The following is a 20,498-nucleotide window of genomic DNA, read 5'->3' as shown; positions in this document are numbered from 1 at the left end:
TCTGCTGAGTCTTGGGTTCTAGGCCCTTTTCACTGAGTAGCAATGAATAATAATAAGAACGCTACAAAGAACGAGCCGGTACACATTTTTACCCAATTCACGCTAAAACGCTTAATTAGAAGGACTCTGTTTTTTCCTATGGAATGGGCTAGTGGTTTTTAGCAATGTCCATTTTAAGAGAGAGAACATGCATAGTAAGAGTGCTCCTTTCCATATTTCCGCTGTAGCAGGCGCCGTGTTAGCCGCTTGCTCAAGCCCAAGCGTATATGCCCAAACGGTTACAGTAGACGAAAAACAAATTGAAAAAGTAGAAGTAACCGCAACGCGCAGAAGCGGCACCCTACAAGAAGTGCCTATTAATATCTCAGCGCTAACCTCTGACGTTTTAGACCAACAGAATATTGAAGATCTTGACGGCGTAGCGCGTTGGGTACCTGGTCTTACGGTGACAGATCAAGGTGGACGAAACGACTCTCCAATTATCGTACGTGGTCTAAATACTAATTCATCAGGCCCTGGTTCAAATGGCGGCACGGTAGCCACCTACTTTGGTGATATCCCTCTTTTCCTGAATATGCGTCTTGTAGACGTAGATCGCGTTGAAGTTCTTATTGGTCCGCAGGGTACGCTTTACGGAGCAGGAACCTTGGGCGGTGCTATTCGTTATCTTCCTAAGAAAGTCGATTTAGAGTTTATGTCTGGGGAAGTAACGGGTGATGTGTTCAGCATTAGCGAGAGCGATTCACTAGGTGGAGAAAGCAGTATTGTCTTCAACGCACCTATTATTGATGGTGAATTAGCCGTACGCGCGTCATTGAACTATTTCAATAACCCAGGCTTCCTTGACTACAACTATGTGGTAAAAGAGGGCGGTGTGTCACTGCCAGACCCAGACTGGTCTAATGAAGAAGAGGTGAATAGCAACCTACGTCGTGTTGAAGATGCTAACGGTAAAGATACGCTAACAGGCCGTATTGCAGTACGCTGGGCGCCGAACGACTGGTTTGACAGCACATTGACTTACTTTTACCAAAAGCAGGACGTTGAAGGTCGCTCTATCACACATTACGACGCGCTTTCGGACGAAAATCCTTTAAGCGATGTTATCGGCAAGTACGAATCAGCCTATCGCTACGAAGAGCCGCGTGAAAAAGAAGACGAGCTATTAAGCTTAGAAGTAAGTGCTGACCTGGGCTTTGCAGAATTAGTATCTGCAACCGGTCTATCTAACTTTGACGCGAACGGCCAACGTGACCAAACTGATCTTTTAATTCGTTTAGACTACAGCTATGAAGAATTTCCAGCATTCTCGGCGTACACGGAAGAAGTGGAAGAACGGGAAGTTTTTACGCAAGAACTGCGCTTAGTTTCTCAAACCAGTGGGCCTCTATCATGGATCATTGGCGGCTTTTATTACGACTTAGACAGTGAAGGCAGCAGTAAAGAATTTACACCTAACTTCGATGTTTATGCCATTAACGTGTGGGGTGTAGACGGTAACTATCGTCCAGATGCACTTGAATACTTCTCAGTTGACGAAAGCGAGGTTACTGAAAAAGCGTTATTCGGAGAACTTACTTACGAACTAACAAGCGACTGGGACGTTACATTAGGTTTACGTGCATACCAATATGATGTGCATTCACGCTCGGCTGTCGACTTACCGCTTTACAACTCAGTATTTGAAAGCAGAGCGTCTGACTCTATCGTACTAGATTATGGTGAGACAGAAGCTGACGATAGCGGCACGTTATTCAAATTCAACACTAGCTATCAGTTTACGAACAGCACAATGGGTTATTTGACCATCAGTGAAGGCTTCAGAATTGGTGGCGCGAACAGCGTTGGTGCTTGCCCAGATAATGTCGATGATCTGAATAACCAAATTGTTTGTGCTACTCCTGAAGAACAACTCTTTGAGGCGGATACCACAACTAACTATGAGCTAGGCGTTAAAACCAGTTTCTTCAGAAACAAACTTCAGCTGAATACGGCGCTATTCTACGTTGACTGGCAAGACCCTCAGGTGTCGGGTGCCACAATCAATGGTCAGCAGCCGATTATCGTTAATGCTGAAGGTGCGGAGTCGAAGGGAGCGGAATTCTCGATTCGCGGCATTATTGGCGACAATATCACGACTTATGCAACATACGCCTACACACAAGCTGAATTAACTGCAGACGCACCATTCTTATTTGGTGTGTTTGATGAGCAACGCACAGAGCTTCAAGACTTTTACGATGGTAAAGATGGTGACCGTTTACCGGGAACTGCAGAGCATCAGTTCTCATTCGGTATCACATACAGCCAAGAAGTATTTGACGATAAAATGTTGAATGTGAACTACGGTATCACTGCGCAAAGCGATGTGTATACCACGGTTGGCCTTCGTCAAGATGGTGAGGCGCTGCCTGGCTACGCAGTAAGTAATTTGAACGCGACAATTTCAGATGAAGATTGGTCGGTAACCCTCTACATCGACAACTTATTCGATAAGTATGCGTTTACTTCAACTCGTCGTAACGTAGGCGATATTGGTTTAGGTCAGTTTAACGACACCCTAGAGCCAAATGGCATCGAGTTACAGCGAAACTATGGCCATTATGTGCTAACACCGCGTACTGTGGGATTGATGTTTAAGTATCAATTCGGCATGTAGTATAGTTATCGCTATAAGATACAATAAAAAGGCGCTTACGCTTAACGTGTAAGCGCCTTTTTCGTATTAAAACGGTTTTGAAAAAAGATAAAAATGAATACAAGTAACACTCGCTTAGACGACGCCGTAAGGTTTTTATCACAACGTGATTATCAGCAAGCACACCGCTGTTGTGTAGAAGTGATTCAACAATTCGGGCCGCATGCTCACGCCTATTTTTTACTTGGCATTATTCATGTTGAAATCGGACAGATAGAAAAGGCGATTGCCTTGTTAACTAAGTCTAACGAAATAGAAAACCGTTCAATTACCTTTGCCTATCTGGCCAAATGCTTTGCGTTAAAAGGCGACATGCAGCAAGCGCTAGACTGTGTGGCTCGTTCGCCAGTAAAGAGCCTTACCCGTGCTCTCGACTTAGATACGGTTGGCGTTTCATTATCGAGAGTAGGCCTACATGAGGATGCTATCGCCTATTTTGAAAAGGCCCTTGCTTTGGCGCCATCAAATCCGCAATACCACTACAACTATGCAGTCAGCTGCAAGTTTGCGGGAAAATTTGAGCTAGCCAGAAAGCATTTTGAACAAGCCATCGATAACGAGCCTAATTTCTTTCAGGCGCATTTTGCCCTGTCTGATCTCGGCGGCATTTCGCGTGAAAATAATCATTTAGCGCGACTTGAGCCCTTAGTGGAAAAAGTAAAGGCAAACCCCGATGCACGACTTCACATAGGGCATGCTCTCGCGAAAGAGTATGAAGCACTAGGTGATTACACTCGTGTTTTTGAATCCCTGCAACACGCGAAAGCGCCCCAGAAGGCACGTAGTGAAAATACGCTGAAAGATTATCAGGCAATATTTAATACTCTTCATGCTAATTTGCAATCACAGGTTAGCTCGGACGCTTTTTCCACCAATCTTTCTCAAAGCGACGCCCCCATTTTTGTAGTGGGTATGCCGCGCAGTGGCACAACACTGGTTGAGCGTATTTTAAGTCATCATTCGTTAGTTGCCTCTGGAGGAGAGCTACAAGACTTTGGCGTTGCTGTTAAACAGGTAACCCAAACTAGCAGCCAACTAGTGCTTGATACGCCTACCATTGAAAGTGCATATCAGAGTGACTTGGCCAAAATTGGAGAGCTTTATCTTCAGCGTACGGCTTTCTTGCGACAAGAGGCAAAGCACTTAGTCGACAAACTGCCATTCAATTTTTTCTATATCGACCTAATTCGACAGGCACTACCTAATGCAAAAATTGTTTGTTTGCTGCGTAATCCAATGGATACCTGCGTAGGTAACTTCAGACAGTTGTTTTCTATCCACAGCCCTTACTACGCTTACGCTTACGACCTTGAGGTGATTGGACAGCTTTATCAAAGCTTCGAACAGTGGGTGAGGAAATTTGCTGATACATATCCGAATGCTATTCGCCTGCAATCATACGAGCAACTTGCTCAGAATCCGCAAGCTGAAGTCAAAGATCTATTGGCATTCTGTAACTTGCCTTGGGAAGCGCAATGTCTACAAGTTGAAAACAATACGCTCCCTGTTTCGACCGCCAGTAAAGTGCAGGTTCGAGAGCCAATTAATACAAAGTCTATTGGACGCTGGAAACGATATGAACCGCAATTGGATGTACTTAAGGCAGTGATTTCGCAATAAAGGCACTGCATACGTATTCATTTGTTCTTACATACGTATGCATATTTAACAAATTTGAAACGTCTGGCTTACTTAGTGTTCACAAAATAAGCAGGAACACACCCATGAAAATCTCTTCTACTGCTGCCGCTTTGGCACTTTCGTCTACGTTGTCAATAAGTACCAGTGCCATTGCTTCTCCCACTACTTTTGTACATTTATTTGAATGGAAATGGGAAGATATCGCTACTGAATGTGAAACATTTCTAGGACCTGAGGGTTATGCCGCGGTACAAGTGTCTCCGCCTAACGAGCACATTACGGTGTCTCAATGGTGGGCACGTTATCAACCGGTAAGTTATGAGCTTACCAGTCGCGGAGGTAACAGAGCTCAGTTTGCTGATATGGTGCAACGGTGCAAAGCGTCCGGTGTTGATGTTTACGTTGATGCGGTAATAAACCACATGGCAGCTGGAAGTGGAACGGGAACGGCGGGTAACACATTCGGAGCTAAACAATATCCTATTTACTCGCCGAACGACTTTCACCCGACATGTGCCATAAGTAACTATAACAATCGTTACGAAGTGCAGCACTGCGAGTTAGTGGGTTTAGCTGATTTAGATACTGACAGCACTTATGTACAGGACACCATCGTAAATTACTTAAACGACTTAATTAGTTTAGGTGTTGCAGGCTTTCGGTTTGATGCAAGTAAACACATGCCAAGTGGAGATATCAATAGCATTGTCGCGCGTTTGAATAACACACCACTGGTTTTTCAAGAAGTCATTGACCAAGGCGGTGAAGCAATTAGTGCCAACGAATACTTTGGAAATGGTTTGGTTACTGAGTTCAAGTATAGCGTTGAAATAGGCAACACTTTCCGTAATGGCAAGCTAGCATGGCTGAGCAACTTTGGGGAAGGTTGGGGCTTTATGCCTAGCTCGAAAGTTGTGGTTTTTATAGACAATCACGATAATCAGCGCGGCCACGGTGGTGGCGGTAACGTTATTACGTTTGAAGATGGCAGGCTGTACGATTTAGCCAACGTATTTATGCTTGCTTATCCCTATGGTTATCCAAAGGTAATGTCGAGCTACGACTTTGGCGGTGATACTGAAAGGGGGGGGCCAAACGTCCCCGTTCATAACAATGGCACATTGGAGTGCTTTGGCAATAACTGGAAGTGTGAACATCGTTGGTCATACATAGCTGGTGCCATGGCGTTTAGAAACGCTACTGCATCAAATTTTTCGCTAACTAATTGGTGGTCGAATAACAACAACCAGATTGCCTTTGGCCGCGGAGATAAAGGATTTGTTGCCATTAATAAAGAAGACAGCGTGCTATACACGTCGCTCGCCTCAAGCATGCAACCCGGCACCTATTGTAATGTATTAAAAGGTAACCTCAGAGCTGATGGCAGCTCGTGCACTGGAGAAACCGTTACAGTAAATGCCGATGGTACGGTTAACGTTGACCTTGCACCATGGGATGCTCTTGCTATTCATCATGAAAACCGGGTTAATCCAACAGATAATACTGGTGCAGATTGGCAGCGCACCGTGATCTTTATTGAAGCAGAAACCCAAAGTGGACAAGATATGTTTGTTCGCGGTGGGATCGATCATGGCTATGCAGCATCAGTGTTCGGTACGACCTGCACAGATAGTAATTATTTATGTGCCATTCCTGTAAGGCACAACAACCTGCGCAATGCGACAACTTCGCCATGGAAGCAGGGCGATAACTTCCTTGATTGGTATGGTATTGAGTCTGCACAAAGTACTGAAGCAGAAGGAAGTGCAATGGATTGGACAACGAATAACTGGCCTGCGCAGTGGGGCGAGACAAAAGCCGTGGCGTCTGACGGTTTTGGACTTGAACCACTCAATGTTTGGGGACCACACCATTGGATGCTAGACGTTGAAATGGATTGTAGTAAAACAGTAAACGGCTGGTTTGAACTTAAAGCATTTATCAAAAACGGTCAGGGGTGGGAAGCTGACGTAAACCAGTCCAATACACCTTACTCATCAGGTAATCACTTTGCCCAATGTGGCAAGGTAAATCGTTTCGTTTTTGGTGATAGCGCCTATACAATGCAGAATTTTTAGTTGGTCATTTTTCTAAAAATTGGCAAGTAATTAACGCTTACTTACTTGCACTGCAGAAAAACATAGTTAAGCAGCACTGTGTGCTGCTTTTTGCGTTTACCGCTATTCAAAAGTTGCAACCCATTCACACAACGATTATGTTTATAGGTATGTAACTGGTCAAACCAGATTGGCGACACACGTAATCTACGTTGTGTAAAGGCGAACTTTTGTAAGGCTTAATTGAAGCTAGCGTGGACACTATGTCAAAGAACTATATATTAAATACCTATAATAAATTCATGAAACTTCCGTTTGGCAAGAAGCTATTTAGCTGGTACTCAGCGCGCAGGGCACCTTATTTTTCTACCGTTTCGCCACTTATCTCAGACATTAAACCAAACTACTGTGAAGTGCTTATTAGTAAACGTAAAGCGGTAGAAAATCACATTGGAACGGTTCACGTTATTGCTATTTGCAATGGTCTGGAAATGGCCATGGGGTTTATGTGTGAAGCATCCATACCTAAAAACCTCAGGTGGATCCCAAAAGGTATGGAAGTAAAGTATCCGGCGAAAGCAGACTCAGATATTCGTTGTGTAGCAGAAGTGCCAGCTGACGCATGGAAGCCAGGTGATTTACCTATTTCTGTTAAGGCGTATAACGCTGAAGGCACCGTGGTCGTCGACGGAACCATTACGGTTTGGGTAAGCGAAAAGCGCTGATATCCCGCTTATAATAAAAGGCCGCGCTTGCGGCCTTTTTTATGCTCTTTTAAAACATTCAATATTAAGTTTTTACTACAGCTACTTTTCTGTTTGACAGAAAATAAAAATCCAACTAAGAATAACCTTGAAAGCGATTAAGGCGCTATATCAGTAGTCTATTTCATTCAACAGTTGGTGTTGCAATTTTGTCTGTGTTTACAACGCAGGTATTAGCGATGGAAGAGGTTAAGATGTCTGTAATCACAAAAGAGCAAGTCGCAAGAAAACCCTTTATAGATAAGAAAAATTACCCGTACGGCTTTGCCCGTTCAGGAGATTTTTCAATTAATGAAAGTAAGCTTCTTCAGGCTCATGGTAGTTTGTTCGCTGCACTAGTGGACGGGAAAATTACGCCAGAGAATGATGAAGAACAAGCCTATTTGGAATCGGCTCTTGGTCATCGAGACCCTGCAACACCGCAAGAGAAAGCGTGGTTGAAATACCAAGCCAGAATAAACCGTCCAAAAACAGCAAGTATTTATGGCTCTAAGCGTGCTGCTGAACAAGATGTTGACGATGACGACGATATGAGCGATAACAGTGATCTTGATATCGACCTCGATGATTAAGCTTATGCCTTTATGCATCTAAAACGTGTAAAGGCGCCTCTCTTAAAGCAATCATGTTTATTGTTTACGCTGTTAATATTGTGTAAATAAATATCCTATTTTCTGTCAAAATTGCACTTAAGTCGAAATATTTATCCTAATTATTGCGAATATTGGGATATATATCTCACTTTTGCGCAATTTGGTGTTTTATCTTCCTATTACCTTAGATATAGTCGGGGCATCGTCAACGTACGCTGACAAACCCCCCAACCCATTACAGGAGAAAGCACTGTGAAAATGATGTCGGGCGCAGCCATGGTGGTTGAAGCGCTAAAAGATGTAGGAGTGACACACGTGTTCGGTTACCCAGGTGGTGCCGTATTAGACATTTATGATGCGTTATTTGCGCAAGATGATGTCAAACACGTCCTCGTACGTCATGAACAGGCAGCCGCCCACATGGCGGATGGTTATGCACGTTCAACTGGCAAAACCGGCACAGTGCTCGTCACATCAGGTCCTGGCGCTACGAATACTATTACAGGTATTGCTACTGCATATATGGACTCTATTCCGATGGTTATTTTATCGGGACAGGTGCCGTCGAAGCATATTGGTGAAGACGCATTCCAAGAAACTGACATGGTGGGGTGCTCACGCCCTATCGTTAAGCACAGCTTTTTGGTAAAGCGCGCGGTTGATATCCCAGAAGCGATTGCTAAAGCCTATTATATTGCTAACACTGGCCGTCCTGGTCCGGTGGTTGTAGATTTACCAAAGGATATTGTTAACGTAGCGGAAGAGCACCCTTATGTGTATCCAACTGACGTTACCATGCGCTCTTATAACCCTACCGAAAAGGGCCACCCCAAGCAGGTTAAGAAAGCAGTTGAGTCGCTACTTAAAGCAGAACGTCCGGTATTATATGTAGGTGGTGGTGCAGTAGCGTGCGACGCATCAGAAAAAGTTATTGAGTTAGCTGAAAAGCTAAATGCTCCGGTAACTTGTACGCTAATGGGTCTTGGTGCTATGCCGGGAACACACAAGCAATTCATTGGTATGCTTGGTATGCACGGTACGCTTGAAGCGAACAAAACCATGCATAATGCCGACTGCATCATTGCACTAGGTGCACGTTTTGATGACCGTGTTACCAACAACGTTGATAAATTCTGCCCTCATGCAGACATTATCCATGTTGATATCGACCCAGCATCAATTTCTAAGACCGTCAATGCGCATATTCCTGTGGTAGGTTCGGTAGATAAAGTACTTGATCAAATTTTAAGTCAGGTAAATAAGAAAGATTTATCTGGGCAAAGCGAAAAGCTAGCCGATTGGTGGCAGCAGATAGAAACATGGCGTGCTCGTGAGTGTTTAAACTACACACAGGGCGAAGAGGTAATTAAGCCTCAGCGCGTTATCGAAGCCTTGTACAAACACACAGACGGTAAAGCTTACGTAAGTTCTGACGTGGGCCAGCATCAAATGTTTGCTGCGCTTTATTACCCTTATGATAAACCGCGTCAGTGGATCAACTCAGGTGGTCTTGGCACCATGGGCTTTGGTTTACCGGCTGCAATGGGTGTGCAGTTTGCGCACCCAGGTTCAACCTCTGTGGTAGTAACAGGTGACGGCAGTATTCAAATGAATATTCAAGAGCTATCTACTTGTTTGCAGTACAACCTGCCTATCAAGATTATCTCATTGAATAACCGTGCCCTAGGTATGGTTCGTCAGTGGCAGGATATGATTTATAAAGGACGTCACTCACACTCTTACATGGATTCAATGCCTGACTTTGTGAAATTGGCAGAAGCTTACGGACACGTGGGCATTAAAGTAGACAAGCTTGACGAGCTAGACGCAGCAATGGAGAAATGTTTCAGTTATACAGATCGCTTAGTGTTTATGGACATAGCAGTAGACCAAAACGAACACGTATATCCAATGCAAATTAAGTTTGGCGCAATGGATGACATGCGCTTAAGCAAGACGGAGCGAACCTGATGAAACGTATTATCTCTGTATTAATGGAAAACGCCCCTGGCGCACTATCTCGTATCGTTGGTGTATTCTCACAACGTGGTTACAACGTCGATTCACTGTGTGTGGCACCAACCGACGACGCGAGCCTTTCGCGTCTAACGATTATCACGCACGGCGACGACAAAGTCATAGAGCAAATTACTAAGCAAGTGAATAAGCTTATTGATGTGCTAAAAGTGGTAGACCTTACTGAAGGTACGCACATTGAACGCGAACTTATGCTGATTAAAGTCGCGACTCGCACAGAGTCGGTACGTGCTGAAGTGAAGCGGAACTCTGATATCTTCCGTGCGCGTATTGTGGATGTGAACGTAAACAACTACACCATTGAAATTACGGGCACCACAGACAAGCTAGATGCATTTGCCACGACTATGGGGCAGTGTGCTGAAATTATCGAATCATCGCGCACCGGTGTGTGTGGGCTTGCTCGAGGTGATAGGGCGCTTCGTCCTTAAATTTTTTCCCGAGTTTTCGCGCAAAGCGTTTTTTCGGAAGGCTGTCAGTAGACAGCCTTTTTTCATTCTAGGGAATTACCCTAAGTATCGCGCCCATAATAGGCTTCTACGCGCAGGGCTACGCCGTATGAGGTTTTGAAGTCCTCATCACGCAGCCATAATACAAAAGGCTCTACTTCAAAGAAAAGCCAATCACGCAACATGTTGTTACGCCACCTAAACCCTCCATAGACTTCTTCTACGCGAAAGTTGGGTTGGCTAAGTCCTTCCACCATAAAGTGAGGAATAACGGCGTTATGTTGATCTACCGAAAACAAATGGTGGACCTCGTGACGCCATAGCCAGTCGTTGGTATCGTCGCGGTAGTAGTAGCGATTATTTTGTCGAACCAGGTGCTTTTTATTGATTTCATATTGAAAAGCGACGCCCACCTCCGCACCCAAACGGTCACGGGTGTAATAGTAAAGTTCGGCGTCGTATAGCATGGCCCATTGTTTAGAAAAGGCAAAAGCATCTCTGTATCGGGTCATCGCATAGAGTTGGTCGCGGCGACCAGCGCCAATTCTAAATGAGTAGTGAGAGTCTTGCTCAGGACGAAAGCGAAGCGCAATGGTCGTTCGATCGCGGTTGTTATTGCCGGTATCCCTCGCGGCTCGTATTGTGTTGTTCTGTGTCTCGTCTTCGTTATCGCTTAATAGTAAATCAACGCGTTCTTTTAAAGCCGGTAGGCGAACTCTTACCCTGAAGCGCAAATCCGTATCCGAGAGCATGCCACTTCTTGGCTCCCAGGCAAGTTGAACACGGCCTTCGGCTCTGGCTTCCTTCTGTCCTGAAGTACCTATATCATCTGAACTTTCAAACAAACCATCAAGCTGTTTTACGGTGAAGTCCATGGTGTCGGTGAAGCTACGCTGCCAAATATCAAACCATTGCTCATTAGGTATTGAAGGAGGCAAGGAGTGTGTACTTTCTTTTGTCGAGTTAGCGCGGTTAGAAAGCGTATTTTCTGGCCGAGCAATATCCCGATAGGTTATACCTACACTGGTCGCATTTACGGGGGAGTTCAACGTGTCAGCAGCTGAGTCAGGTGCAACAGGTAAAGCGAGCAATAAATGGCAATAGACCACGGTAAGGCATAGCATTGCTCACTAACTCCTTGTAAAAATTAGCATAGTTGAATGTTTCGACCATTCGAATTGGGGATATACAGAGCATGGATTGTCCCAACCAAAACGTCAATCTTTATTCATTGAAGTAAATATTCAGGTGAAAGCATCAGCAGGCAATGGCATACTGTGCCAATCGATGTAAGGGAGATTATTTTTATGGGTGGTATTAGTGTTTGGCAGTTGCTGATCATACTGGTTATTGTGGTGCTTTTATTTGGTACGAAGCGCCTTAAAGGTATAGGTACTGATTTAGGCGGCGCAATCAAAGGCTTCAAAAAAGCTGTCACCGAAGAAGACAAAGACGCAGACTTTGAACAAAAGAAGCAAGTTGAAGAAAAGTCAGCAGCAGAGCCTGTTTCAACTAAGACGCAGAGCGACGTTAAAGAAAAATCCTAATGTTCGATATCGGCTTTTGGGAGCTATTGGTTATCGGTGTACTGGCGCTGCTTATTTTAGGGCCAGAAAGATTACCGGGTGCCATGCGCTCAACTATAAATACAATTCGTAGCGTGCGTAATGTAGCAACGGGCTTTAAGCAAGAAGTTGAGCATCAGTTGCGCGTGCACGAATTGCATGAAAATTTGAAAAAAGCAGAGCAGCAAGGGCTTAAAGATCTTTCACCTGAACTTGAACAAAGCGTCGATGAGCTAAAAAAAGCTGCAGAGTCGGTTCAAGAACCTTATAAAAAGCAATAGATGTCTGACGCTAATAACCTTATTTCTCATTTAATTGAATTGCGTAGCCGTATTCTCAAAGCCCTTTTGAGCGTACTTATCGTCTTCATTTGTCTTGCGGCGTTTGCGCAAGACCTTTATAAGCTATTGGCGATGCCATTGCTTGAAGCCTTACCTGAAAATGCGAGCATGATTGCAACCGACGTTGCATCACCTTTCTTTGCTCCGTTTAAACTTACACTGGTGTTATCGTTTTTTATTGCTATTCCCTATGTGCTCTATCAAGTATGGGGGTTTGTGGCTCCGGGTTTGTACAGAAATGAAAAGCGCCTGGTAGCGCCTTTACTACTTTCCAGTACGCTGCTGTTTTACGCAGGAATGGCGTTTGCCTACTTTGTGGTATTTCCAATAGCGTTCGCGTTTTTTACAAGCGTAGCTCCTGAAGGTGTAACGGTAAGTACAGATATATCCAGTTATTTGAACTTCGTCTTGAAACTGTTCTTTGCATTTGGGGTCTCATTCGAGATACCGATAGCCATTATCTTAATGTGCTGGACTGGGGTAACGGATGCTAAGTCTTTACGAGCCAAGCGCCCGTACGTGGTTGTTGGTGCATTCGTGGTTGGCATGTTGCTAACACCTCCAGATGTTATCTCTCAAACATTATTAGCTATTCCAATGTGGTTGCTGTTTGAAGTAGGGGTTATTGTTGGGGGATTTTACGCGGGTAAAACACCAAAAGACGATACATCTACTGAAACAACAGACAACACATAGATGTTAAAAAAAGAAAGGAATAAAAATGAAAACCCGACTGCTATCTCTTGCCACTATTCTGTGCGCGTTTGGGGCGTTTAATGTACAAGCTGAGACAGTTGCTGATGCATTGGAGAAATGTCGCAACACGGATAATAGTTTAAAGCGACTTATGTGCTATGACAGCGTCGCGAAATCACTCAACAAGTACGAAGGTTCAGACGCTCAGATTGAGCAACTACAGGCCTACAAGAGCAACAATGGTAATCAGATGAAGCCTCGCCCAGCGCCTGTCGCTCAGGGACAAGTTCAAGCCTCAGAACCTAAGAATGACTTTGGACTTGAACATAAGCGAGATTTGTCTGACGAAGCTTCTGAGATTGCGGTCACTATCGCTTCGATCAAGAAGAATGTGCGTGATAAGCATGTTATAACTTTCAGCGATGGTTCTGTATGGCAGCAAACTGATGGAACCTATATGAAGCTTAAGGAAGGTCAGTCGGTAGCCGTAGAAAGGGGCTTATTGGGTGCATTTTTCCTAAGTGTAGAAGGGCTTAACAAGCGCATGAAAGTGAAACGCGTAAAATAAATGCCTTGGTTTGATGCTGGCGTCAACTTGCTTGATAAGCGATTTGACGCCGATGAAGCTATACAACGAGCAAAAGATGCAGGGGTAGAAAAACTCTGCATTATCACCACGCACCCCAGTGAATGGGACGCCGCAGTAGCGCTATATAATAAGTATCCAACCCAATGCTGTTACACTATCGGTGTCCATCCTCACAATGCAAAAGATGTCACGCCAAGTGATTACAAGCGGTTACGCGAACTTGCACAACAGAATGGGTGTGTTGCAATTGGTGAATGTGGTCTGGATTTTAATCGCAATTTCTCACCACAGCCCGTTCAATTGGCAGTGTTCGAAGCCCAGTTAGACATTGCGGCTGCATTAGGCTTACCCGTGTATCTACATGAAAGGGATGCGTTTGACGAACAAGTCGCGTTATTAACCGAGTATATGCCTCGTATAAAAGGTGGTATTGCCCACTGTTTTACTGGGAATGCAGAGCAGGTTCAGCACTACCTTGCGCTGGGGCTTTATATTGGTATTACTGGCTGGGTATGTGATGAGAAGCGAGGCGAAGCACTACGCGAAGCCGTGAAGTCTATACCTTTAAACCGTCTTATTCTTGAAACAGATGCGCCTTATCTGTTTCCCAAAACCCTTCGACCGAGAAAACGTAATAACGAACCTGCTTTTCTACCCCATATCGCTAAACAATTAGGCGAATATCTGCAAGTTGAGACTGATAAATTACGTATTAGCAGTTATGCTAATAGCTGTGAGTTGTTTTCTCTCAGCTAAACATAGGTTTATATGCAGACAAATCTGAAAGCGATGCGCAAGTATGATGCGGGTCTTATTCTTATCACCCTAGTGGCCGTCGTTGCATTTGTGTCTGTGTTGTTTAGTTTGTCTCCTAACACCAGTGCAACACCACGTTTCTCGCAGCTTACTTATCTCAATGTAGATAATGGCAATGCGCTCGATTTTACTACCATTACTCAAACGCCGCTTACCGACTGGACACCAATATCTTCACCCATTAACTTGGGTATGAACACAAACGTACATTGGTTTTCAATGGTCATTGCGCCAACCCAAAGCAATGAAAGTCGATTTCTATTGCACATCGACTATCCCCTTTTAGATAGTTTAGACGTTGCGATTTACAGCCAAATAGGCAGCACGCCTATTGCTACTTATTCAGGTGGCGATGGCCTGCACTTTGACAACCGGCCCGTTTCTCATATGAAGCCACTATTCCCCCTACCAGTAAGCGCTCAGTCGCAGCGGGTGATTATTCGAGTACAAACCTCTGGCAGCGTCCGCCTTCCCATTCGTATATGGGAAGAAACAGAGTTTATTGCCTATACATCAAGCCGTAACCTGGCATTGGGGATATTTTTTGGCATCTTAGTAGCAATGGGCGTGAGTAACGCATTTTTAACGGTAACGACAAGTAACGTGTCGTTCCTTTATTACTCTGGCTATGTAATGAGTTTGGCGCTTATATTGGCGACGTTACACGGCTACGGCTTCTCCTATATGTGGCCGGGAAGCACATGGTTTCAAGGTAAAGCAATTCTTGTGTTTGCTAACGCGACTATTATGTTTGCGGCGATGTTTACGCGAAGCCTACTACCTATTAGAGCCCACAGCGTAAAGCTAGATAAAATCACACAGGCAATCAGTTGGGTGTGCGGGTTAAGTATAATCCTCGGCCTTATCTTGCCTTACTCGTTCATGATAAAGGCGTTCCTGTTACTGCTTAGCCTCATCGTTATTTTTACTCTTGGGTTAGGTATTTGGCTAACGCTCAAAGGAGTGGTCGTAGCACGTTATTTTACCATCGCTTGGGGTTTTCTATTAATTAGTGGACTAAGTGCGAGCCTTGATAACGTTAATATTATTCAATTGCCTATTTCGTCAAATAACCTGCTGTTCATTGGTGGCGCGGTTGAAACGCTCATCTTGGCACTTATCTTAGCGATTAATTATAGCCACAGTCGCGATGATCTCATTGAGGCGCAGCAGTTCGCGCTAGAGCAGGAAAAACAGGCAAATACGGCCAAAGAGAATTTACTTGAAGTACAAAAGCGTTATCAAGATGACCTGGAGTATAAAGTACAAGAACGCACGTTAGAGCTAGAAATTACGTTACGCGAGTTGTCTGAAGTTAACCAAGAATTGGAAAGGTTAAATGCAATAGATCCGCTCACGGGAGCGCACAACCGTCGACATTTCGATAAGCGTCTGCGTTCTGAAGGGCGACGCAGTAGACGTGAGCAAACACCATTATCTCTCATCATTGTTGACGTGGATCACTTTAAGCAAATTAATGATCAACACGGACATGATGGTGGTGACGCGTGCTTAATTCACGTCACCAATGTCTTTCAGAAGCACATCCATCGCCCTACAGATGACTTGTGTCGCATAGGTGGTGAAGAGTTTGCCATTATATTGCCTAATACCGATCTTGAAGGCGCTTTTCACGTTGCCGAAAATATGCGAGATAGCCTTGAGTCGACCCCACTTGATTACGAAGGGGAAATCATTAAGCTAACTGCAAGCGCGGGCGTTTCTACAACCATTATTATTGATGAAGAGCACGCGCAAAATCTTTTCAAGTTCGCCGACGAATGCCTTTACGAAGCCAAGGCTGCGGGCCGCAATACAGTAATACATAAACATTTACAGGAAAAACTATGACATCTTCACCTTTCCCTCAAAGAAGAATGCGCAGACTACGCGCCAAAGATGCTTTAAGAGGGCTTGTGGCAGAGCACCGTTTAACCACTGACGATCTCATTTACCCTGTTTTTGTACTACCCGGTGAGAACGCACGAGAAGCCGTACCTTCTATGCCTGGTGTGGAAAGACTTTCTATCGATTTGCTAGTGCAAGAAACGGCGAAATGGGTAGAGCTGGGCATTAGAACGATTGCGCTTTTCCCTGTGACACCTATGTCTCTTAAAACCGAGTGTGCAAGCGAAGCGTTCAATCCTGAAGGGCTTGCTCAGCAAGCTATGAGAGCGCTTAAAAAGGCGTTTCCTGAAGTAATGCTGATGTCAGATATCGCATTAGATCCATTTACGTCTCATGGACAAGATGGCCTCTTAGACGAAACTGGTTATGTGATGAACGACGAAACAGTCGAGGTGCTCATTAAGCAAGCGTTATCGCATGCTGAAGCTGGCGCTGATATTGTTGCGCCTTCTGACATGATGGATGGGCGCATTGGCAGTATCCGAAAAGCACTTGAAGAAGCAGGTCACATCAATACGTGTATTATGGCTTATTCTGCTAAATACGCGTCTGCGTACTACGGTCCATTTCGTGATGCCGTCGGCTCCGCTGCAAATATAAAGGGCGGCAACAAGAAAACCTATCAAATGGATCCTGCCAACACCGATGAAGCACTCCACGAAATTGCGCTTGATATAGAAGAGGGCGCTGACATGGTAATGGTGAAGCCAGGTATGCCGTATTTAGATGTTGTGCGTCGTTGTAAAGACGAATTTAAAGTACCGACATTCGCCTATCAAGTAAGTGGCGAGTACGCTATGCATCAAGCTGCTTTTGCTAATGGTTGGCTAAATGAAGACGCGGTAATCCTAGAATCGTTATTAGCGTTTAAGCGCGCTGGCGCAGACGGGATTCTGACTTATTTCGCTCCGCAAGCTGCTGCGCTTTTAGCGAAGCAAAACGACAAGTAATACCAACAACCAAAGGTTTGACAACAAAAAGCCGTGCAATGCACGGCTTTTTTTATGTTTCTTTTCTATTTATCGTAATACATTTAACGCATCCTATCTGTATGTAAGTGGTTACTTACAAACGAGTTCGCAGCCAGCTTTATGCTGAAGCCAGCATTCATTTGCTAACTCTGCGTTGATCAAAGGATGCGATTTCAACCAGCCTTCAGGAAAAGTAAGTGTCCACTTACTTTCTTCGCACTGCAACGTTACCTCTGGTATATGTTTATTCTGACGACGCAGACATAACACCACTGCTATACGTAAAATTCGCAATAAGCCTTTTAGCATTGGACGGTAGTCTTCGTGGTACTTTTCAAATACGTCTGGCTTTATGTTTAACCTATGCTGAGCAACTAAATCGCGGATGGCGGCGCGCTGAAGGCGCGTGAAGCCGGGCAAATCAATGTGACTTAATATGTACTCACCATGCTCATGATGGCGCTTATATTCAATGTGAAGACCTATTTCATGAAGCTGTGCGGCTGCACCTAAAATGGTTTCGGTATCTAAATGACAAATGTTCTGTTGTGCACAAAGTTGATGGCATAAAGTAAGCGCTACGTGACTAACCGAGTTCGCGTGACTAGCATCTACATGATAACGATGTTTTGCCTGATTAAGGGTCTGCTGGCGACGATCATTCTCGGTAACGTTATCTAACATTCCGTAGATAAGTCCTTCTCGAAGCGCACCACCAGAAATATTCATGTGCTTGATATTTAGCGCTTCAAATAAGCTGATGAGGATCGCTAAACCAGACGGGAAAATAGCTTTTCTGTTATCTTCCAATCCGTCGATATCAAGGGTTTTAATGCTGCCGCATTCAATACATTGCTTTTCTAAATGATACAAATAGTCTAAGCGGATAGCATCACTAATGCCCTGTGCTACAAGAATCTCAGTAATGGCTTGCGGCGTGCCAGATGCACCTAAACAATTCTCCCAATCAAAACACAAAAACGCGCTAGACACATCGGCAATAAGCGCGTGTGCGGCTTGTTTGGCATTGTCGAAATTGTCTTCGGTGATAGTGCCGCCGGTGAAATAGCGTTCCATAAACGTTACACAGCCCATATCCAAACTCTTAAGATGGATAGGCTGCATGTCGTTACCGATAATGATTTCTGTGCTGGCGCCACCAATATCTATGACTAAGCTATTGCCTTGGTTGGCAGATGTGTAGGCTACGCCAAGATAAATTTGTCGCGCTTCTTCTTCACCGCTAATCACTTCAAGTTTGTGATTGAGAATCTCTTCTGCCTTGCGAATGAATACATGCGCATTGGTTGCCAGTCGCAATGTAGCGGTCGCTACAATTTTAATATTAGAAGGGGGGATATCCTGCAGGCGTTCCGAGAATACTTGCAGGCATTGCCAGCCGCGTTCCATGCTTACGTCATCAAGTGCTAGATCATCATCTAAACCTGCTGCTAGGCGCACTTTCTGTTTAATTTTCCCTATTATTTGCACACTGCCGTTAACAACGTGAACAATCACCATGTGAAAGCTGTTAGAGCCTAAATCTACGGCGGCGTAATACTCGCCGTAGGTTTGTGCGTCGTGCTGGAGTTCTGCCTGCATAAAACCTCGATTCTTATTGAGTACCTTTACGCCTCACTGTTGCGCTCTGTTGTTTCGGTTTTGAGGCTTTCCACGGCCTCTTCCGTTTCCACGACGTGAAGAATTGCGGTTGTTAGGCGTACGTCTTCTACGTGGTTTTGGAGGCGTTACATCATCAAGTAGGGCACTGCGGTCGTAATCGGTAACCGGTATTGCCTTTTGAATGTATTGCTCAATAGCAGGTAAGTTTAGTGCGTATTTTTCGCACGCGAAACTAATTGCAACACCACTTTGTCCTGCACGGCCAGTACGACCAATACGGTGTACATAGTCTTCGGCGTCGTCAGGTAAGTCGTAGTTAAATACGTGCGTTACCGCGTCGATATGAAGACCGCGCGCTGCAACGTCGGTTGCGACTAAAATATCAAGATTGCCTTTGGTGAAATCTTCTAAGATCCCAAGGCGTTTCTTCTGTGGTACATCGCCGCTAAGCAAGCCCACGCGATGGCCATCTGCGGTAAGCCAGTCGGTAACTTTCTCACAGCTATTTTTAGTGTTGGCAAAAACAATTGCCTTTTCTGGCCATTCTTCTTCAAGCAGCGTAAGAAGAAGCAGCATCTTGTCGTCATCAGACGGATAAAATAGCTCTTGAGAAACGCGAGTTGCAGTTGTTTGTTCTGGCGCTACCTGTACGTGGGTAGGGTTGTTCATGTGCTCGTAAGCAAGCTCTTGCACGCGGTAGCTAAGTGTAGCTGAAAATAGCATGCTCAAACGTTCGCTTGCCGGTGGCATGCGGCGGAATAAAAAGCGGATATCTTTTATAAAGCCTAAATCGAACATGCGGTCGGCTTCATCAAGTACGGCAACCTGAATATTCTTCAGTGTGAACACATTCTGTTTGTAGTAATCCAGTATGCGTCCTGTCGTACCAATTATAATATCTACCCCTTCTTCCAAAGTTTCACGTTGACTTTGGTAACCTTCGCCCCCATAAATCAAACCAAGCGACAATCCAGTATGCTCACTAAGCAGTTTGGCGTCGTTATAAATTTGAACGGCGAGCTCTCTGGTCGGCGCCATGATAATTGCGCGAGGGCCATTTGATTTGCTGTTATCTGCATTTTCTGCTTTGCTTAGCAAATAGTGAAATGTAGCTACCAAAAAGGCAATGGTTTTACCGGTTCCGGTTTGAGCCTGACCTGCAATGTCGTGACCTTCCAATAAAGGAGGCAGTGCAAGTGCTTGAATTGGTGTACAATGTGAAAAATTAGCTGCCGCCAAGGCGTCAACAACCTTGCCGTTAATCGGCAGGTCAGAAAAGTGAGTATCAGTTAAGTGAGTAGGCATAGCTTATAGCTTATCAGTGCTTGCATTAAAAAACAGTTTCTATATAACACTTATGGTCAGGCTGAGACAAATCAGCGACAGACCAATAATGGAGAAAAGAATGAGCGACAAAATTATCCAGTTATCTGACGATAAATTCGAAGCAGATGTTATCAATGCTGAAGGTCCTGTACTGGTTGACTTCTGGGCTGAATGGTGTGGCCCGTGTAAAATGATCGCACCAATCTTGGAAGAAGTTGCGACCGAGTTTGATGGCAAGTTAACAGTTGGCAAGTTGAATGTCGATGAAAATAACGAAACTCCACCTAAATATGGTATTCGTGGTATTCCTACATTGCTACTTTTCAAAAACGGTAACGTTGCTGCAACTAAAGTAGGCGCGCTATCTAAAGCTCAATTAACAGAGTTTCTTAACGAAAACCTTTAATTGATTTCAAATTGAAAA

General features: G+C 44.6%; 18 protein-coding genes. 15 read left to right on the top strand and 3 right to left on the bottom strand.

Annotated elements, in window-relative coordinates:
- Window positions 1-187 precede the first annotated feature (187 nt).
- From MHM99_RS02915 to ilvN, 7 genes are all read left to right on the top strand, one after another.
- Window positions 188-2,659, top strand: coding sequence for a TonB-dependent receptor (locus MHM99_RS02915; protein WP_239218062.1), 2,472 nt, complete (start codon window positions 188-190; stop codon window positions 2,657-2,659).
- Between the two features lie 93 nt (window positions 2,660-2,752).
- Window positions 2,753-4,318, top strand: a complete 1,566-nt coding sequence (locus MHM99_RS02910; RefSeq protein WP_239218060.1) for a tetratricopeptide repeat-containing sulfotransferase family protein — start codon at window positions 2,753-2,755, stop codon at window positions 4,316-4,318.
- A 104-nt stretch (window positions 4,319-4,422) separates the two neighbouring features.
- A complete protein-coding gene (locus tag MHM99_RS02905) occupies window positions 4,423-6,417 on the top strand; it encodes an alpha-amylase family protein (protein ID WP_239218058.1) in 1,995 nt (664 codons plus the stop codon).
- A 242-nt stretch (window positions 6,418-6,659) separates the two neighbouring features.
- Window positions 6,660-7,121, top strand: coding sequence for a hotdog fold domain-containing protein (locus tag MHM99_RS02900; protein ID WP_187446944.1), 462 nt, complete (start codon window positions 6,660-6,662; stop codon window positions 7,119-7,121).
- 218 nt (window positions 7,122-7,339) lie between these two features.
- The gene (locus MHM99_RS02895) at window positions 7,340-7,732 is read left to right on the top strand and encodes a DUF413 domain-containing protein (protein ID WP_014948082.1); all 393 of its coding nucleotides are present in this window, start codon (window positions 7,340-7,342) and stop codon (window positions 7,730-7,732) included.
- Between the two features lie 273 nt (window positions 7,733-8,005).
- Window positions 8,006-9,724, top strand: coding sequence for an acetolactate synthase 3 large subunit (locus MHM99_RS02890; RefSeq protein WP_187446945.1), 1,719 nt, complete (start codon window positions 8,006-8,008; stop codon window positions 9,722-9,724).
- On the top strand, window positions 9,724-10,221 hold the full coding sequence (ilvN, locus tag MHM99_RS02885) for an acetolactate synthase small subunit (protein ID WP_014975513.1): 498 nt from the start codon (window positions 9,724-9,726) through the stop codon (window positions 10,219-10,221). The genes MHM99_RS02890 and ilvN overlap by 1 nt, the downstream gene beginning before the upstream one ends.
- Window positions 10,222-10,301: 80 nt before the next feature.
- Here ilvN and MHM99_RS02880 read toward each other — a convergent pair whose 3' ends face one another.
- Entirely contained in the window at window positions 10,302-11,363 is a 1,062-nt protein-coding gene (locus MHM99_RS02880; protein ID WP_187446946.1) for a hypothetical protein, read from the bottom strand.
- 177 nt (window positions 11,364-11,540) lie between these two features.
- On the opposite strand from MHM99_RS02880, the gene tatA reads away from it, so the two are divergent.
- The 7 genes from tatA to hemB are packed head-to-tail and all read left to right on the top strand — an operon-like array spanning window position 11,541 to window position 17,104.
- The gene (tatA, locus tag MHM99_RS02875) at window positions 11,541-11,786 is read left to right on the top strand and encodes a Sec-independent protein translocase subunit TatA (protein ID WP_230633705.1); all 246 of its coding nucleotides are present in this window, start codon (window positions 11,541-11,543) and stop codon (window positions 11,784-11,786) included.
- Window positions 11,786-12,085, top strand: coding sequence for a Sec-independent protein translocase protein TatB (gene tatB, locus MHM99_RS02870; RefSeq protein WP_014948087.1), 300 nt, complete (start codon window positions 11,786-11,788; stop codon window positions 12,083-12,085). The genes tatA and tatB overlap by 1 nt, the downstream gene beginning before the upstream one ends.
- Entirely contained in the window at window positions 12,086-12,841 is a 756-nt protein-coding gene (tatC, locus tag MHM99_RS02865) for a twin-arginine translocase subunit TatC (RefSeq protein WP_014948088.1), read from the top strand.
- A gap of 25 nt (window positions 12,842-12,866) precedes the next feature.
- Window positions 12,867-13,409: a hypothetical protein gene (locus tag MHM99_RS02860; RefSeq protein WP_014948089.1), complete on the top strand. Its 543-nt coding sequence runs from the start codon at window positions 12,867-12,869 to the stop codon at window positions 13,407-13,409.
- Window positions 13,410-14,186: a TatD family hydrolase gene (locus MHM99_RS02855; protein WP_239218056.1), complete on the top strand. Its 777-nt coding sequence runs from the start codon at window positions 13,410-13,412 to the stop codon at window positions 14,184-14,186. It begins immediately after the preceding gene.
- A gap of 12 nt (window positions 14,187-14,198) precedes the next feature.
- Window positions 14,199-16,097, top strand: coding sequence for a diguanylate cyclase (locus MHM99_RS02850; protein WP_187446947.1), 1,899 nt, complete (start codon window positions 14,199-14,201; stop codon window positions 16,095-16,097).
- A complete protein-coding gene (gene hemB / locus MHM99_RS02845; RefSeq protein WP_039225046.1) occupies window positions 16,094-17,104 on the top strand; it encodes a porphobilinogen synthase in 1,011 nt (336 codons plus the stop codon). Before MHM99_RS02850 ends, hemB begins: the two co-directional genes overlap by 4 nt.
- A 111-nt stretch (window positions 17,105-17,215) precedes the next feature.
- Here hemB and MHM99_RS02840 read toward each other — a convergent pair whose 3' ends face one another.
- Window positions 17,216-18,727: a guanosine-5'-triphosphate,3'-diphosphate pyrophosphatase gene (locus MHM99_RS02840; protein ID WP_168463717.1), complete on the bottom strand. Its 1,512-nt coding sequence runs from the start codon at window positions 18,725-18,727 to the stop codon at window positions 17,216-17,218.
- Between the two features lie 33 nt (window positions 18,728-18,760).
- Window positions 18,761-20,053, bottom strand: coding sequence for an ATP-dependent RNA helicase RhlB (gene rhlB / locus MHM99_RS02835; protein WP_014975523.1), 1,293 nt, complete (start codon window positions 20,051-20,053; stop codon window positions 18,761-18,763).
- A gap of 100 nt (window positions 20,054-20,153) precedes the next feature.
- Here rhlB and trxA point away from each other — a divergent pair, with 100 nt between their 5' ends.
- A complete protein-coding gene (trxA, locus tag MHM99_RS02830; protein ID WP_012517074.1) occupies window positions 20,154-20,480 on the top strand; it encodes a thioredoxin TrxA in 327 nt (108 codons plus the stop codon).
- Window positions 20,481-20,498 lie beyond the last annotated feature (18 nt).

This window comes from Alteromonas sp. MmMcT2-2, from assembly GCF_022348305.1.
Lineage (GTDB): Bacteria > Pseudomonadota > Gammaproteobacteria > Enterobacterales > Alteromonadaceae > Alteromonas > Alteromonas macleodii.
The sequence above is the reverse complement of the archived record's forward strand: the minus strand, read 5'-3'. Positions and strand labels throughout refer to the sequence as shown.

Excerpts from the sequence above, each read along its gene's own strand:
- MHM99_RS02915 (WP_239218062.1), top strand. The coding sequence starts at position 188 with ATGCATAGTAAGAGTGCTCCTTTCCATATTTCCGCTGTAGCAGGCGCC.
- MHM99_RS02910 (WP_239218060.1), top strand. The coding sequence starts at position 2,753 with ATGAATACAAGTAACACTCGCTTAGACGACGCCGTAAGGTTTTTATCA.
- MHM99_RS02905 (WP_239218058.1), top strand. The coding sequence starts at position 4,423 with ATGAAAATCTCTTCTACTGCTGCCGCTTTGGCACTTTCGTCTACGTTG.
- MHM99_RS02900 (WP_187446944.1), top strand. The coding sequence starts at position 6,660 with ATGTCAAAGAACTATATATTAAATACCTATAATAAATTCATGAAACTT.
- MHM99_RS02895 (WP_014948082.1), top strand. The coding sequence starts at position 7,340 with ATGGAAGAGGTTAAGATGTCTGTAATCACAAAAGAGCAAGTCGCAAGA.
- ilvN (WP_014975513.1), top strand. The coding sequence starts at position 9,724 with ATGAAACGTATTATCTCTGTATTAATGGAAAACGCCCCTGGCGCACTA.
- MHM99_RS02880 (WP_187446946.1), bottom strand. The coding sequence starts at position 11,363 with ATGCTATGCCTTACCGTGGTCTATTGCCATTTATTGCTCGCTTTACCT.
- tatB (WP_014948087.1), top strand. The coding sequence starts at position 11,786 with ATGTTCGATATCGGCTTTTGGGAGCTATTGGTTATCGGTGTACTGGCG.
- tatC (WP_014948088.1), top strand. The coding sequence starts at position 12,086 with ATGTCTGACGCTAATAACCTTATTTCTCATTTAATTGAATTGCGTAGC.
- MHM99_RS02860 (WP_014948089.1), top strand. The coding sequence starts at position 12,867 with ATGAAAACCCGACTGCTATCTCTTGCCACTATTCTGTGCGCGTTTGGG.
- MHM99_RS02855 (WP_239218056.1), top strand. The coding sequence starts at position 13,410 with ATGCCTTGGTTTGATGCTGGCGTCAACTTGCTTGATAAGCGATTTGAC.
- MHM99_RS02850 (WP_187446947.1), top strand. The coding sequence starts at position 14,199 with ATGCAGACAAATCTGAAAGCGATGCGCAAGTATGATGCGGGTCTTATT.
- hemB (WP_039225046.1), top strand. The coding sequence starts at position 16,094 with ATGACATCTTCACCTTTCCCTCAAAGAAGAATGCGCAGACTACGCGCC.
- MHM99_RS02840 (WP_168463717.1), bottom strand. The coding sequence starts at position 18,727 with ATGCAGGCAGAACTCCAGCACGACGCACAAACCTACGGCGAGTATTAC.
- rhlB (WP_014975523.1), bottom strand. The coding sequence starts at position 20,053 with ATGCCTACTCACTTAACTGATACTCACTTTTCTGACCTGCCGATTAAC.
- trxA (WP_012517074.1), top strand. The coding sequence starts at position 20,154 with ATGAGCGACAAAATTATCCAGTTATCTGACGATAAATTCGAAGCAGAT.